Source organism: Kineococcus halophytocola (assembly GCF_041276425.1).
In the GTDB taxonomy this organism is placed as follows: domain Bacteria; phylum Actinomycetota; class Actinomycetes; order Actinomycetales; family Kineococcaceae; genus Kineococcus; species Kineococcus halophytocola.
The window spans coordinates 78,131-92,583 of record NZ_JBGFTU010000001.1 but is presented as its reverse complement, the minus strand read 5'-3'; the positions used below and the strand labels follow the sequence as shown (position 1 = coordinate 92,583).

13 protein-coding genes are annotated in these 14,453 nt (G+C 74.4%); 5 read left to right on the top strand and 8 right to left on the bottom strand.

The features are described from left to right. The first annotated feature begins 59 nt into the window (after positions 1–59). Together AB2L27_RS00490 and AB2L27_RS00485 are read left to right on the top strand one after the other, a co-directional pair. On the top strand, positions 60–2,669 hold the full coding sequence (locus AB2L27_RS00490) for an ExeM/NucH family extracellular endonuclease (protein ID WP_370439492.1): 2,610 nt from the start codon (positions 60–62) through the stop codon (positions 2,667–2,669). Positions 2,670–2,848: 179 nt separating this feature from the next. Further along, on the top strand, positions 2,849–3,919 hold the full coding sequence (locus AB2L27_RS00485) for a ParB/Srx family N-terminal domain-containing protein (RefSeq protein WP_370439491.1): 1,071 nt from the start codon (positions 2,849–2,851) through the stop codon (positions 3,917–3,919). A 28-nt stretch (positions 3,920–3,947) separates the two neighbouring features. Here the strand turns inward: AB2L27_RS00485 and AB2L27_RS00480 are convergent, their stop codons facing one another. The 4 genes from AB2L27_RS00480 to AB2L27_RS00465 all read right to left on the bottom strand — a co-directional run bounded on the left by AB2L27_RS00480 (position 3,948) and on the right by AB2L27_RS00465 (position 8,411). Next, complete coding sequence (locus tag AB2L27_RS00480; protein WP_370439490.1) at positions 3,948–5,042, bottom strand: GGDEF domain-containing protein; 1,095 nt, start codon at positions 5,040–5,042, stop codon at positions 3,948–3,950. 95 nt (positions 5,043–5,137) lie between these two features. Further along, positions 5,138–6,193 carry a GGDEF domain-containing protein gene (locus AB2L27_RS00475; RefSeq protein ID WP_370439489.1) on the bottom strand — a complete coding sequence of 352 codons (1,056 nt, stop codon included), beginning with the start codon at positions 6,191–6,193 and terminating at the stop codon, positions 5,138–5,140. A gap of 106 nt (positions 6,194–6,299) precedes the next feature. Further along, positions 6,300–8,111, bottom strand: coding sequence for a glycoside hydrolase family 15 protein (locus AB2L27_RS00470; protein WP_370439488.1), 1,812 nt, complete (start codon positions 8,109–8,111; stop codon positions 6,300–6,302). A gap of 54 nt (positions 8,112–8,165) precedes the next feature. Next, positions 8,166–8,411 carry a hypothetical protein gene (locus AB2L27_RS00465; RefSeq protein ID WP_370439487.1) on the bottom strand — a complete coding sequence of 82 codons (246 nt, stop codon included), beginning with the start codon at positions 8,409–8,411 and terminating at the stop codon, positions 8,166–8,168. Positions 8,412–8,640: 229 nt separating this feature from the next. Between AB2L27_RS00465 and AB2L27_RS00460 the strand changes: the two genes are divergently transcribed. Further along, positions 8,641–9,300: a DAK2 domain-containing protein gene (locus AB2L27_RS00460; protein WP_370439486.1), complete on the top strand. Its 660-nt coding sequence runs from the start codon at positions 8,641–8,643 to the stop codon at positions 9,298–9,300. Between the two features lie 278 nt (positions 9,301–9,578). Here the strand turns inward: AB2L27_RS00460 and AB2L27_RS00455 are convergent, their stop codons facing one another. Then, positions 9,579–10,271: a hypothetical protein gene (locus AB2L27_RS00455; protein ID WP_370439485.1), complete on the bottom strand. Its 693-nt coding sequence runs from the start codon at positions 10,269–10,271 to the stop codon at positions 9,579–9,581. 127 nt (positions 10,272–10,398) lie between these two features. Here AB2L27_RS00455 and AB2L27_RS00450 point away from each other — a divergent pair, with 127 nt between their 5' ends. Further along, on the top strand, positions 10,399–11,013 hold the full coding sequence (locus AB2L27_RS00450; protein WP_370439728.1) for a YceI family protein: 615 nt from the start codon (positions 10,399–10,401) through the stop codon (positions 11,011–11,013). Here the strand turns inward: AB2L27_RS00450 and AB2L27_RS00445 are convergent, their stop codons facing one another. Continuing rightward, positions 11,014–12,141, bottom strand: a complete 1,128-nt coding sequence (locus tag AB2L27_RS00445; RefSeq protein WP_370439484.1) for a lycopene cyclase family protein — start codon at positions 12,139–12,141, stop codon at positions 11,014–11,016. It lies immediately after the preceding gene. Between the two features lie 36 nt (positions 12,142–12,177). On the opposite strand from AB2L27_RS00445, the gene mscL reads away from it, so the two are divergent. Then, positions 12,178–12,594: a large conductance mechanosensitive channel protein MscL gene (gene mscL, locus AB2L27_RS00440; protein ID WP_370439727.1), complete on the top strand. Its 417-nt coding sequence runs from the start codon at positions 12,178–12,180 to the stop codon at positions 12,592–12,594. A 13-nt stretch (positions 12,595–12,607) separates the two neighbouring features. Here the strand turns inward: mscL and AB2L27_RS00435 are convergent, their stop codons facing one another. Continuing rightward, entirely contained in the window at positions 12,608–13,627 is a 1,020-nt protein-coding gene (locus AB2L27_RS00435) for a zinc-binding dehydrogenase (protein ID WP_370439483.1), read from the bottom strand. 36 nt (positions 13,628–13,663) lie between these two features. Further along, the gene (locus AB2L27_RS00430) at positions 13,664–14,431 is read right to left on the bottom strand and encodes an SDR family oxidoreductase (RefSeq protein WP_370439482.1); all 768 of its coding nucleotides are present in this window, start codon (positions 14,429–14,431) and stop codon (positions 13,664–13,666) included. Between the last annotated feature and the right edge of the window lie 22 nt (positions 14,432–14,453).

Here is a 14,453-nt window from a genome sequence, read left to right as displayed (position 1 = left end):
GCGCCCGTCACCCCGGGTTACCTTCTGGATCTCTCCCGTGCCTGTCCGGAAGGACCCCCATGCCCACCCGTTCCCGCGCGACGCGCCTGACCAGCGGCTGCGTCGCGCTCGGCGTCGCCGGCGCCGCGCTCACCGCGCTCGGTCTGCCCGTCGCCTCCGCGGCCGCCCCGAGCGCGCCGTTCGTCTCCGAGATCCACTACGACAACGCCGGCACCGACACCGGCGAGTTCGTCGAGGTGCAGCTGCCCGCCGGCACCAGCTCGGCGGGCCTGTCGATCGTCCTCTACAACGGCAACGGCGGCGGGGTCTACGGCACTGACGCCCTGCCCGCCGTCACCGCCCCCGCCGACGCCCCCGCCGTGGCGGTCGTCGACTACCCGGCCAACGGCCTCCAGAACGGTTCCCCCGACGCCCTGGCCCTGGTCCGCGGCGCCGAGGTGCTGGAGTTCCTGTCCTACGAGGGGACCTTCACCGCCGCCGACGGTCCGGCCGCCGGGCGGACCAGCACCGACATCGGCGTCTCCGAGACGGGTAGCGAACCGGCCGGGCAGTCGTTGCAGCGCACCTACGACGCCGCCGCCGACGCGCTGGTGTGGTCCGGTCCCGCGCCCGCCACCCGCGGCGTCGTGAACTCCACCGCCCCCACCGACCCCGGCCCTCAGCCCCCCGCGCCGGCCGACCCCGTGGAGATCGGGGAGGTGCAGGGCACCGGCGCCGGCAGCCCGCTGGTCGGCCGGCAGGTCACCGTCACCGGCGTCGTCGTCGGGGACACCCCGGGCCTGTCCGGGTTCTACCTGCAGGACCCCGACGGCGACGGGGACCCCGCCACCTCCGACGGAGTGTTCGTGGCCAGCCCCGCCCCGGTCGACCTCGGCGACACCGTCACCGTCACCGGGCAGGTGCAGGAGCAGTTCGAGCAGACGCAGATCTCGGCCCCCTCCGGTGTCACGGTCCTCGCCGAGGGCAGCGCGGCGGACCTGCCCGCGCCCGCCGTGCTGGACCTGCCCGCCGACGACGCCGCCCGCGAGCGCCTGGAGGGGATGCTCGTCGCCCCCGCCGACGACCTGACGGTCAGCGAGGTCTACGACCTCACGACCTACGGGGAACTGACCCTGTCCGAGGGCGGCGTGCTCGTGCAGCCGACCGAACTGGCCCGCCCCGGCGCCGCCGCGGACGCGATCGCCGCGGAGAACGCCCGGCGCAGCATCGTCCTGGACGACGCCGTGAGTTCCCGGGTCGGCGTCACCACCCGCCCGTACCTGAGCCCGGCCACTCCCGTGCGGGTGGGCGACGTCGTGGAGTTCACCGAGCCGCTGGTGCTCGGCTTCGGTTTCGGCGCCTGGCGCCTGCAGCCGGCCGACGGCACCGCCGACGGCGTGTTCGCCCCGCAGGACACCCGGCCGGCCGCGCCGGGCCCGGTCGGCGGTGACGTGCAGGTCGGCGCCTTCAACGTCCTGAACTACTTCCTCACCCTGGGCGGCCAGGGTCGCGGGGCGAGCACGCCGGCGGAGTTCGAGGAGCAGGCGGGCAAGATCGTCCCGGCGATCGGCGCGCTGGGCGCGGACGTCGTCACCCTCATGGAGATCGAGGACACCGACTCCACCGGCCTGACCCCGGGGAACGCCGACACCGCGCTGGCCGACCTCGTCGGCCGGCTGGACTCCGCCGCCGGGGCGCAGGTGTGGGCCTACGTCCCGATGCCGCAGGAGTTGTACGCGGTGGACCGCGACGTCATCCGCAACGCGATCATCTACCGGACCGACATCGTGCAGCCGGTCGGCGCCCCGGTCGGCCTGGTCGACGAGAGCGTCTGGTTCAACGCCCGGGAGCCGATCGCGCAGACGTTCGTCAAGGACGGCGACACGTTCACCGTGGTGGCGAACCACTTCAAGTCCAAGGGCGGCAGCGGGGCGAGCGGTGACAACACCGACACCGGTCAGGGCGCCTACACCGGCGACCGCGTCCGGCAGGCGCGGTCGCTGGCCGGTTTCCTCACCGACCTGCGCACCCGCACCGGTGACCCGGACGTCGTGGCGCTGGGCGACTTCAACGCCTACACGCAGGAGGACCCCATCGAGGTCCTGCGCACCGAGGCGGGCCTGACCGACCTGGGGTCGAGGTTCGACGAGGGCCGGTACAGCTACGTCTTCGACGCGCTCTCCGGTTCCCTGGACCACGCGCTGGCCAGCCCGGAACTGACGGCGAAGGTGACCGGCGCCGCCCACTGGAACATCAACTCGGTGGAGTCCTTCGCCTACCAGTACTCCGGTGACGAGGCCCTGTACGCGCCGGACCCCTACCGTTCCAGCGACCACGACCCGATCGTCGTCGGCATCGACCTCGACGAGCGCTGCCACGGCCTGGTGCCCACGATCCGCGGGACCGACGGCGACGACGTGCTCACCGGCACCGACGGACCCGACGTCATCATGGGCCTGGGCGGGAACGACGTCATCACCGGCGGGAACGGGAACGACGTCATCTGCGGCGGCGCCGGGGACGACACGATCTCCGGCGGCAACGGCGACGACGTCCTGCTCGGCGGGTTCGGCGACGACCGCCTCAGCGGCGGCAACGGGGCCGACGTGCTGATCGGCGGCCCCGGCACCGACGTCCTGGACCAGGGCCGCGGCACGGGGCGCCAGGAGCAGGACGGGGCGGAGTCCTGACCGCGCGCCGACGGCGGGTGTGACCGGCGGACGCCCGGGACCGAGCAGGTCCCGGGCGTCCGTGCGTGGACGGCAGTGTTCACCCGGGGTGCGCGCTCGCGTCACCTCCGGTCCCCGGAGCGGTTCCCTCGTCTCCGGACGCTGCGCACACCGTCCCCGACCGCAGGAGCTGCCGCACCATGCCCCTCTCCCCCCTCCGTCCCGCCCGCGTCCTCGCCGCGGCCGTCCTCGCCCTGGGTACCGGGGTGGGTCTGCTGGCCCCGGCCTCGGCCGCCCCCGGTCGTCCCGGTGAACGTCCCGTCTTCTGCGGCCACGACCAGCGGCGCTCACCGGGTTCCGAGAACCTGTGCGCGCAGCCCGGGGACCTCCTCGACGTCCGCATCGGGGACGTCCACCCCACCCAGCCGTCCGTCGGGTACGACCAGGTCTTCTACAAACTCGGTCGGTACACCCTGGGCAAGGACGCCGTGAACAAGAAGTTCGACGACTGGTGCGAGGCCGACGGCCGCCTGGCCGCCGAGGACGTGCAGCCCGGCGCACGGTTGGACGACCCCTCGTCCTTCACCTGCGAACTGCCCGTCGGCGCGGAGACCGCCGAGAGCCTGGCCGCGGTGAAGACCGTGGTGGTCGGCCCCCGCGGCACCCTGTACCTCACCGACGGCCACCACACCCTCACCTCCTTCGCGGAGACGCCCGACGGCGGTCTGGACCTGCACGTGCGCCTGCGGGTGGTGGCGAACCTCAGCTCCCTGACCCCGCCGGCCTTCTGGGAGCGGATGCAGGCCGAGGGCTGGGTCTACCTGCGGGACCCGCAGGGCCGGCCGGTGACGGTGAACCGGCTCCCCCGCACGGTCGGGCTCGCCACCATGGCCGACGACCCCTACCGCAGCCTCGTGTACTTCAGCCGCGACATCGGGTACGAGCAGAACGGCCTGCCGTTCCAGGAGTTCTCCTGGGGTTCCTGGATCCGCGACAGCGCCCCCGTCGACCTCTCCGCCTGGGACCGCGCCGACCGGGACAGCTACCTGGCCACCGTGGAGTCCGTCACGCGCGCCATGACCGCCCTGCCCCGGGACGCGGTCGTCGACCACGGGTCGACGGCCGCGCAGCTGGGTGCGCTGGCGGTGTGGAACGACGGCAAGGGCGTGACCAAGGGGGAGTTCGGCAAGCTGAGCCGGCCCTACGAGGACGACAAGCCCGGCAAGCTCGCCTACGCCACCGCCTACCGCGAGGCGCACGGGATCGGCTGAGACGAGGGGGGACCGCGCCGCGCCGCCGTCAGGCCGTGCGGGTGGCGCGGTTCCGCTTCTGCGCGTACATCGCCGCGTCCGCCTCGGACAGCAGCTCGTCGGGGTCGCGGGGCCCCGCGGCCACCGCGACCCCCGTGCTGGCCCCCACGGACACGACCGTCCCGTCGGCCAGGACGACGTCCTGCTCCAGGTCGTGGCGCACCCCGGCGGCCACCACCGCCGCCTGCGCCGCCTCGGTCAGCCCCGTGAGGACGAGCACGAACTCGTCGCCGCCGGTGCGCGCGACGACGGCCGGTCCGCGCCGGGCGCAGGACAACCGCGCGGCGAGGACGGTGAGGAGCTCGTCACCGGCCCGGTGGCCGTGGGTGTCGTTGACGGCCTTGAACCCGTCGAGGTCGACGTACAGGACGGCGGTCATCGCCTCCGCGGTCGCGGTGGCCGCCGCCCGGCGCAGCGGTCCCTCCAGCCCGCGCCGCCCGAGCAGACCGGTGAGCGTGTCGTGGGCGGCGGCCCGTTCCAGGACCGCGACGTGCGCGCGCCGTTCGGCCTCCAGCGCGGCCGCGGTCGCCTGCGCGCGCCGCGAGAACGCCGCGACGTTGGCCAGGACGGGGACGGAGAAGCTGAGCAGGGCGGTGCCGACGAGCAGACCCGGCAGCACCCCCACGACGCCGTCGACCCACCCGAGCGCCTGGGCGGCGAAGGCCAGGCCCGAGCTGGCGACGACGCACGCGACGGTCTGGAGCAGCCGCCGCGGGGTCGGGACCGTCAGGACGCCGTAGACGCCCGCCGCGGCGCAGGCCCCGGGGACGACGACGCCGAGCCCGAGGCAGGTCAGGACGGTGCCGATGAGGGCGCACGAGACGAGCAGCGGCCACGGGTCCCACGGGCTGGGGTCCCAGGGGCCGGCGTGGACCCGCATCCGCGGGGTGGCCTGGACGCCGAGCAGGAACCCGCCGACGGTGGCCGGGACGAGGTGGGCCTGCAGCCCGGCCGACCGGGCCAGCAGGCCCAGGGCGGCGACGACGAGGGCCACCCCGACGGGCCAGCCGACGTGGGTCGCCCACCCCGCCACCCGTCCCGCCGCCCGTCCCGACACCGGCCGGGCAGCCCGCCGAACAGCCACCGCACCCTCCCGTCCGCCCACCCCGCCGGTGGTTCCCGGGCCCATCATCGGCCGAACCCGCGCGGGTCCGCCGGGGAACGCGACGGCCGGCCGGCTCAGGCCGCCGACAACCTGCCCCGCCCGGCCCGCTTGGCCACGTACAGGGCGGCGTCGGCGCTGGCGTAGAGGTCCTCGGCGCGCGTGGCGGAGGGGGACAGCGTCGCCAGCCCGGCGCTGATGGACAGCGGGACCAGCGCCCCGCCGGGCAGGTGCAGCGGGGTGGAGCGCACCGCGTCGACGAACTGCTGGGCGCGGTGCGCGGCGATCTCGCGGGGGCAGTCCAGCATGAGCACGGCCAGTTCGTCCCCGCCCATGCGCGCGACGACGTCCGCCTCCCGGCAGTGCCCGGTCAGCAGTTCGGCCACGTGCGTCAGGGCCGCGTCACCGCCGAGGTGGCCGTAGGTGTCGTTGATCGTCTTGAAGCGGTCGAGGTCGATGATGACGAGGGAGGCCTCGGCGACGCGGTGCTGCACGGCGCGCGCGGTCGCCGTGTCCAGCACCCGCCGCGTCCACAGCCCCGTCAGCGGGTCGATGCTGGCCTGCTCGCGCAACCGGTCCACGAGCCGTTCCTGGGCGGCCGCGGCCCGGGTGAGGACGCCGCTGACGAGCAGGAACACGACCGTGAGGTAGGCGAAGTCGGTCGCGGCCTGCCGGGGTTCCAGCAGGGTCCAGACGACGACCCCCTCCCCCGCGATCGTCGCGGCCGTCACGATCGCCACGCCGCCGGTGCGCAGCTGGGCGGCGGCCCACACGACGGGGACGATGAAGAACACCTGACCGGTGACACCGGCGTCGTGCGTGGCGAGGTCGAGCCAGACGATGGTGGCGACCCCGGCCAGGGGGGCCAGGACGATGAGAGGTCCCGCGCGGTCGACCGACACGCGCAGCAGCACCGCCGACAGGGCGGCGAGCGCGAGGGCCCCGGCCACTTCCAGGACCGGCACCCCGCGGACCTCCACGGCGCCGCTGACGACGTTGGTCAGGACGGTCGCCATGAGCGCGACGACGGCCCAGACCCGGGCCGAGCGCGGGTCCCGGGCGCTGATGCCGCGCAGCAGGTGACGGCGACGCGCGGCCAGGCTCGCGCCGGCGGTCCGTCGTTCTCGCTGCACACCTGCGTATCGGCACGTCCCGCGCGATCTCAACCGCCGGCGGCGAACCGGACCCGGTCGGAGCAGCGCCGTGCCCGGCCGTGGCGCCGGTCGCCGGGCGCAGGGCTCACCCCTCGCCGTGCCCCTCGACGTGCCCGTCCACGTCGTCGCTGCGCTCGCCCTCACCGCTGGTGAGGTGGTGGGCGGCGACGACGAGCGGGAAGTGGCTGAACGCCTGCGGGAAGTTGCCGAGCTGGCGCCGGGAGACGGGGTCGTACTCCTCGGACAGGAGCCCGACGTCGTTGCGCAGCGACAGCAGCCGCTCGAACAGCTCCCGCGCCTCGTCCGTGCGACCGATCCCGTGCAGGGCGTCGACCATCCAGAACGAGCACGCCAGGAAGACGCCCTCCGAGCCCGGTAGACCGTCGGCGGACTCCTCGGTGCGGTACCGCAGCACGAACCCGTCCTCGGTGAGGTCGCGCTGGATCGCCTCCACCGTCGCGACCACGCGCGGGTCGTCGAAGGGCAGGAAGCCCACGCGCGGGATGAGCAGCAGGCTGGCGTCGAGGTTGTCGGACCCGTAGCTCTGCGTGAACGTCCCGGTCGTCGGGGAGATGCCGTTGGCGAGGACGTCGGCGCGGATCTCCTCGCGCACCCGGCGCCACCGCTGCACCGGCCCGGGCAGGCCGAACTCCTCCACGCTGCGCACCATGCGGTCGGCCGCGACCCAGGCCATGACCTTGGAGTGGGTGAAGTGCCGGCGCGGACCGCGCATCTCCCACAGGCCGTTGTCCGGTTCCTGCCAGCGCGCCTCGAGGTGGTGCATGAGCGCCTTCTGCAGGTTCCAGGAGTCGTCCTGGCGCTCCAGCCCGGCCTGGCGGGCCAGGAACAGGCTGTCGAGGACCTCGCCCCACACGTCGAGCTGCAACTGGTCGACGGCCTCGTTGCCGATGCGCACGGGGGAGGACCCCTCGTACCCCTTCAGCCAGGGCAGCTCCATCTCCGGCAGCCGCCGGGTGCCGTCGAGGGCGTACATGATCTGCAGGTCGCCCGGGTCCCCGGCGACGGTGCGCAGCAGCCACTCCCGCCACGCGCCGGCCTCCTCCAAGTGCCCGGACAGCAGCATCGCCTGCAACGTGTAGGTCGCATCGCGCAGCCAGCAGTAGCGGTAGTCCCAGTTCCGGGTCCCGCCCAGCTCCTCGGGCAGCGACGTCGTCACGGCGGCGACGATCCCGCCCGTGGGGGCGTACGTCATGGCCTTCAGGACGACCAGGGAACGGGTGACGGCCTCCTCCCAGCGCCCCTCGACCGTCTCGGTGCGGTTCCAGTCCTGCCAGAACGCGAGGGTGTCCTCGAGGGCGTGGAAGGGGTCGGGGCGGTGCGGGACCTTCTCGTGGCTGCGGCCCCAGGTCAGGACGAAGGGGACGCGCTCACCCTCGCGGACGACGAAGTCGGACACCGAGCTCAGGTCCCGGCCCTCGACCGGGACGGTGGTCCAGAACCACACCGAGTCCGGCCCGGCGACGGCCTCGAGCTCGTCACCGCGGCGGCGCACCCACGGCACGATCGAGCCGTAGTCGAAGCGGAGGGTGAGCTCGGAGGTCATCCGGACCTCGCCCTCCAGGCCCTCCACGATGCGGACGACGTCGGGGTGGTTGCCGCGCTGGGGCATGAAGTCGGTGACCCGGACGGTGCCGTCGGGGGTGTCCCACTCGGTCTCCAGCACCAGGGAGGCCCCGCGGTAGCGCCGTCGGGTGCTGCGGGCGCCGCCGCTCGGCCCGAGCCGCCACCGTCCGGCGTCCGGGGTGTCGAGCAGGGCCGCGAAGCACGCGGGTGAGTCGAAGCGGGGGAAGCACAACCAGTCGATGGACCCCGTGCGGTCGACGAGCGCCGCGGTGTGGAGGTCACCGATCAGGGCGTAGTCCTCGATCTTGGCCACGACGTCCATCTTCCCCTTCCGGGGGAGGACCGGTGACCACGCGGGGGGCGCGTGTCAGCGCAGGTGGCCCGCCGAGACCGAGCGGAGGTGGCCGGTGGACACCGAACGCAGGTGGCCGGTGGACGCCGAGCGCAGGTGGCCGGTGGTCTTCGCCGGGGCGGTCTTCACGACGGAGGTCTTCGCGACGGAGGTCTTCGCGGTCGCGGTGACGGCGGCCGAGGCGGCGGGGGCCGAGGCGGCGCCACCGAGGAGCAGGGCACCCGAGACGAGGACGGCGGCGAGCGAACGGTGCTTGTTCACGGTGGAGCTCCTTCTCGTGAGTGCGTCGAGACGGTGCGTCACCGACACTCGTGGCATCGGTCCGCATCTCAGCACGCTTGAGCCGCAGATGGGTAGCCTAGAAGCTACTCTCCGTAGTCATCTAGAACGTTCAACCGCGCCTCGGACGCCTCCGTCTGGCGATCACCCGGCCCCCGTGACAGGCTCGCCGCGTCAGACGACGGAACCCTCGACGACGAGGCGGTGGGCCGTGAAGCGACCGGCGAGCACGACGACGACAGGCGCGCCGGCAGGCACGCTGTCCCCCCTGGACGAGCTGGAACTGCGCCGTGACGGCCGCCGGGTCGACCCCGTCGCCGGGACCCGCGCCGCCGACCTCGACGTCCGGCGCGTCCTGCTGTGGTGGCGGGGCTTCGAGCACCAGCTGCGCACCCGCTCCGAGGAGCTGCACGGCCTGGGCCCCGAACTGGAACGCGCGGCGGCCGCCGCCGACGACGTCCTGCGCGAGCGGACCCCGGAGCTGGCCGGTGACGTCTTCGCCGCCGTCGCCACCGGCTTCGCCGCCAGTCCGGGGCTGCCGTCGTTGCTGGCCCCCTGGTTCGGCGAGTTCGCCCGCTCCTGCGGCCGGCAGGCCGGCACCCGGGAACTGGCCGACGCGGCGCAGGCCGGCCTGGCCGCCGTGCAGCGCGCCGGCGCCCCGGCCACGGGCGCGGGGTCCCTCGTCGACGCGATGGCCCCGGCCGCCGACGCCCTCGCCGGGGCGGACATCGCCGACGTGCCCGCCGTCGCCGCCCTCAACGCCGCCTACCGCGCCGCGGCCGACGGCACCCGGCACACCGTCGTGGACGGTGCCGTGGACGCGGGGGCGCTCGCCGTCACGTGGTTCTTCGAGCGGGGCACCGTCGTCTGACGGGTCGCGCCGGCGGTTCGCGCAGGTGGTCACTCGGGTCGGCGCGCTGCCGTGTCCCCCGGCGTCGAGCAGTCCGACCGCTCGTCGAGGACCGGGCAGCAGGTCCGTCCCGGTGCCCCGCCCCTGCGGCGCACTGCGCCCCCGGGGGTCGTGGGCGGCGCGCCGGGAGCCCTCCCCCCGCCAGCAGCGCGGCAAGGCCGGCCTCGGCGCACACGGCGACGCGCAGGATGACGACGTCGACGGCAGGGCTCAGCCGGGCTGCGGCCCGGCGGTTCCCGTCAGGGACGGCGGTAGAGCGCGACGTCCTCGGGGCGGAGCCGCGGCAGGCCCGCCCGGGCCGGGCGTGGTGGGGCGTCGACGACGGCGCTGACCGGCCGGCGCGACGGGGGGTCCTCGGCGTGGTCGTCCCCGACCGCCTCGTCCCCCTCGAGGTCGTCCGCCACGTCGTCCGCGGAACCCGTGCCGCTGCGGGGCAGCAGCACGGCTGTCGCGACCGACCCCAGGACGGTCGTGGCGAGGACGACCGTGGCCCCCACCGAGAACGCGTCGAGCTTCGACGGCGTACCGGACCACATCCGCACGGGGAGCACCCCCAGCAACTGCGCGCAGAACCCGAGGATCCCGGCGATCGAGGCGAGCGTCGTGACGGCGGCGAGGCCGGTGGCCGCGCGCCGGGCGACACCTCGGGGCACCAGGGCCACCGGTCGCCCCGCCACGGCGGCGGCCGCGAGCACGAGGAGGGGTAGCAGCGCGACCACGAGGAGGGTCGTGACCTGCGGCCCGGACCACAGCGTCGACCACCGGTTCCCCACCAGCTCCGCCGCAGAGGGGGGCGGGTCCTCCTGGACGATCCCGTCCGAAGCTCCCCCGAGCGCTGTCCACACGACGTGACCGGTCGCGAGCACGGGCGCCACCGACGCGAGGAGCAGGGGCCACGCGGCCCAGCCGTCGGGGAGCCTGCGGCTGATCACAGCCCGACGGTACCGACCCGCTGCGCGCCCCGGGGAGGAACACCAGCAAAGATACTTGCACCTTGAAGCACTTGGGGGTACCGTCGCTTCCAGGCAGTTGAAGCTGCAAAGACTTCTGGAGGACACCATGGGCTGGTTCGGCGGCAAGGGCAAGAACAGCGGCACGACGACGATCGAGGCGCCGGCGCAGGCCGGGCTGCCCGCGGTCCCCGGCTACCGGGCCGGCACCTGGACGATCGACGCGAGCCACTCCGAGATCTCCTTCACGGTCCGGCACATGGCCGTCAGCAAGGTCCGCGGCCGCCTCGGCTCCGTGTCCGGCGAGATCGTCACGAGCGAGGAGCCGGGCCGGTCCTCGGTGACCGCCGAGGTCGACGTCACCACCGTCACGACGTTCAACGAGCAGCGCGACGGGCACCTCAAGACCAACGACTTCTTCGACGTCGTGAACCACCCCACCGCGACGTTCCGCTCGACCGCCCTGGGCCACGACGGGGACGACTTCGTCCTCACCGGTGACCTGACCCTCAAGGGCGTCTCCCGCCCCGTGACGCTGACCGTCGAGGTCTCCGGTTTCGGTCCCGACGCCTACGGCGGCACCCGCGCCGGGTTCTCGGCCAGGGGCCAGATCAACCGCCGCGACTTCGGTGTCGAGTTCGACGCGCGCCTGGACAACGGCGGTCTCGTCGTGGCCGACAAGGTCGACCTGGAACTCGACGTCGAGGCCGTCCTCAACGCCTGATCACCGGCCGGGAACCACCCGGCTGACCACGGTCGACAGCATCGCCGCCCGCGGGGACGTGGCCATCAGCGCCAGGTCCTGCGCGGGCGTCGTCGTCCCGTCGAGGAAACCCAGCACGCGGTGGACCGGGTTGCGCCGGAACAGGTCCACGAAGAACGCGGCCCCCTCGACCCGTCCCGACGTCAACGCCTCCAGGACCAGGGAGTCCATCAGCAGGTGCCGACGCCGGTGCGGCGGTGGCAGCGTCAGACCCTGCGGCCCGCGGCGCGCGACCTGCGCCGCGAGCGCGTCGGCCTGACGCTGCAGCGTGGTGAACGAGTACCCGGTGGACGGCCGGATCGACCCGGCGCCCGCCCCCCACCGCAGGACCCCCGGTTCCCCCGAGGCCGGGAACCGCGCGTCCGTCATCGGGATGACGCCCCGTTCCTCCCCCACCACCTCGTGCGGCCCGGTCCCGCTGCGCCGCAGGAACTCCCCGAGCCGGTCGCGGTACTGCGCGTCGGTGAGCAGGTCGGCGGAGAACTCGGTGTACTCCACCAGCGCCTCCGTCGGCGACGTCGGCAGGACGTACCCGAACGCCACCCCGCCGGCCGGTTGCGGGGTGCGGAAGTCCATGAGCGTGGCGACCGCCGGGTCGAAGACGGGACGGCGCGCGCGCAGGCGGTACCCCAGGAAGTGCTGCCACAGCAGGGTCCGGCCGGTCCCCGGGAGGGGGACCGGCCGGGTGTCCACCGCCGGCCCCGGTGCCGGCCCGGTCAGCACCCGTTCGTGGACGGGCACCCCGGCGGCGGCCAGCTTCGCGCGCACCGCCCGGTCCAGGTCGGTGGAGTGCAGACTGCGGTAGCGCCAGGCCCCGAGGTCGGCGGTCACGACGGCGCCGTCGGGAGCGACCAGGCGGATGCGCGGCCAGCTCGCCGAGACGAGGTGGCCGAACGGGCCGGGACCGGCCGCGCCCCACGTGCTCCACGTCCGGTCCGGGCTGCGCACGTCGGCGGACCGGGGCGCCTCGACCACCTCGAACGGGACCCCGGCGTCCACCAGCCGCCACGCCAGGCTCGCCCCGGCCGCTCCCAGCCCCACCACCGTGAGCGCGGGCCCGGAGTGCCGCGCGGCCCTAGTGTTCGTCACGGCTTCCCGCCCACGACCGAGAGGACTGCTGTGAAGATCGTCAACGGGTTCAGGGACTTCGTCCTGCGGGGCAACGTCATCGACCTCGCCGTGGCCGTGGTCATCGGCGCGGCGTTCACCCGGATCATCACGTCCATCGTGGACAACCTCATCACGCCGCTCATCGCCGCCATCGGTGGGGCACCGAACACCGACAGGCTGTGGGAGGTGGAACTGAACGGCGCGACCTTCGGTTTCGGCGCGGTCATCGGCGCGGTCATCAACTTCCTCATCGTCGCCGCCGTCGTCTACTTCGTCATCGTCACCCCGGTCAACCGCCTGCTGGCCCTGCGCAAGAAGGGCGAGGTCGCCGCACCGAAGGCTCCCACCGAGGACGTCGTGCTGCTCACCGAGATCCGCGACCTCCTGGCCCGCCAGTCCGGCGGCACCACCCCGACGCTCGGGAAGGAGTAGCGCCACCCGGGGCTCAGCCGCGCTCGGGCCACACGGCGACGAGGACCTTGCCGCTGACGCTGGAGTCCCGGGCGGTCTCGAACGCCCGCTGCGCCTCGTCGGCGTCGACCACGTGGGTGATGACCGAGGCCAGGGCGGGGGTCGAGGCCAGCAGGCGCACGGCCTCGTCGATCTCGTCCTTGAACCGGAACACGCCCAGGACGGTGAGTTCCTTGGAGATCGCGGGGGCGAGGTTCACCGGGCGCGCCTCGTCGGGCGTCATCCCGATCTGGGCGACGACACCGCGGCGGCGGGCCGCGACGAACGCCGCGCTGACGGCGGGGGCGGCCCCGGAGCACTCGAACACCACGTCGAACTCCCCGGCGGGGACCTCGTCGGCGCCGATCCGCAGGACGTGGCCGGCGCCGACGGCCCGCGCCCGTTCCAGCGGTTCGGGCAGCAGGTCCGCGACGGTCACCTCGGCGGCGCCGCGGGCGCGGGCGGCCGCGGCGGTGAGCAGGCCGATGGGCCCGGCGCCGGAGACGAGGACGCGGGCGCCGGTGACGTCCCCGGCGCGGGTGACCCCGTGCAGCGCGACGGCCAGCGGTTCGGCCAGCGCCGCGCGGTCCAGCGGCAGACCGGGCGGCAGTTCCCGGACCATGCCGGCCTCGACGACGAGGTACTCGGCCAGGGCGCCCTGGGTGTGCGGGGTGGTGGAGGCGCTGCCCAGGTAGGACCCACCGGGCCACAGGTGGGGTTCGTCCTCCACGCCGCGCTCGGGGACGCCGAACCGCGCCGGGTGCACGGTGACGGGGGTTCCGGGCGCGTACCGGCCGCCGGGGTCGAGGTCGACGCGACCGGACAGCTCGTGCCCCGGGGCCAGCGGCTCGCGCACGACGAACGCGCCGTTGGCGCCCTCGAAGTAGTAGTGCAGGTCCGACCCGCAGATGCCGACGTAGTCGACCCGCAGGCGCACCTGCCCCGGGCCGGGTTCGGGGGTGGGGACCTCGCGCCGGGCGAGGGCGAGCTTGCCGTCGATCTGGACGGTCTTCACCACGTTCTCCTTCTGCAGCAGGGGCGGGGGCGGGCGTCAGACGACGCTCGTCATCCCGCCGTCGACGAAGATGTTCTGGCCCGAGACGAAGTCGCTGGCCCGGGAGGCGAGGTAGACGAGGGTGCCCTGCAGCTCCTCCACCCGCCCCCAGCGCCGGGCGGGGGTGCGCTGGCGCAGCCACGCGTCGAACTCGGGGTCCTGCCACAGGTCGGTGTTCATCTCGGTGGCGAAGTAGCCGGGCGAGATGGTGTTGACCTGCACGTTGTGCCGGGCGAGGTCGGCGGCCATGCCGCGGGTCAGTTGCGCGACCCCGCCCTTGGAGGCCGAGTACGGGGCGATGGTCTGGCGGGCCAGCACCGACTGCACGCTCGCGATGTTGACGATCTTGCCGGAGCCGCGTTCGACCATCCCCGGGGCCACGAAGCGCGAGACGTAGAAGACGCCCGACAGGTTCGAGGCGATGACCGCGTCCCAGTCGGCCACGGAGAACTCGGTGAACGGCGCGCGCCGCTGCAGGCCGGCGTTGTTGACGAGGACGTCCGGCACGCCCTGCTCGGCCAGCAGCCGCCCGACCGCGTCCTCGACGGCGGCGGCGTCGGTGACGTCGAAGGCGACGGTGGCCGGGCGCGTCCCGGTCTCGCGCTCGAGCAGGTCCGCCCCGGCGGTGAGGGCGGCCCCGTCGCGGCCGTGCAGCGTCACCCGCACCCCGGCGCGGGCCAGCGCGAGGGCGAGGGACTGGCCCAGCCCGCGGGAGGACCCCGTCACGAGGGCGGTCCGGCCGGTGAGGTCGAAGAGGTCGGTCATGGCGTGCGGCTCCTGACGGGTC

What these genes read in the sequence shown, in the direction of transcription:
- AB2L27_RS00490 (WP_370439492.1), top strand. Translation starts at nt 60, where the DNA reads ATGCCCACCCGTTCCCGCGCGACGCGCCTGACCAGCGGCTGCGTCGCG.
- AB2L27_RS00485 (WP_370439491.1), top strand. Translation starts at nt 2,849, where the DNA reads ATGCCCCTCTCCCCCCTCCGTCCCGCCCGCGTCCTCGCCGCGGCCGTC.
- AB2L27_RS00450 (WP_370439728.1), top strand. Translation starts at nt 10,399, where the DNA reads ATGGGCTGGTTCGGCGGCAAGGGCAAGAACAGCGGCACGACGACGATC.
- AB2L27_RS00430 (WP_370439482.1), bottom strand. Translation starts at nt 14,431, where the DNA reads ATGACCGACCTCTTCGACCTCACCGGCCGGACCGCCCTCGTGACGGGG.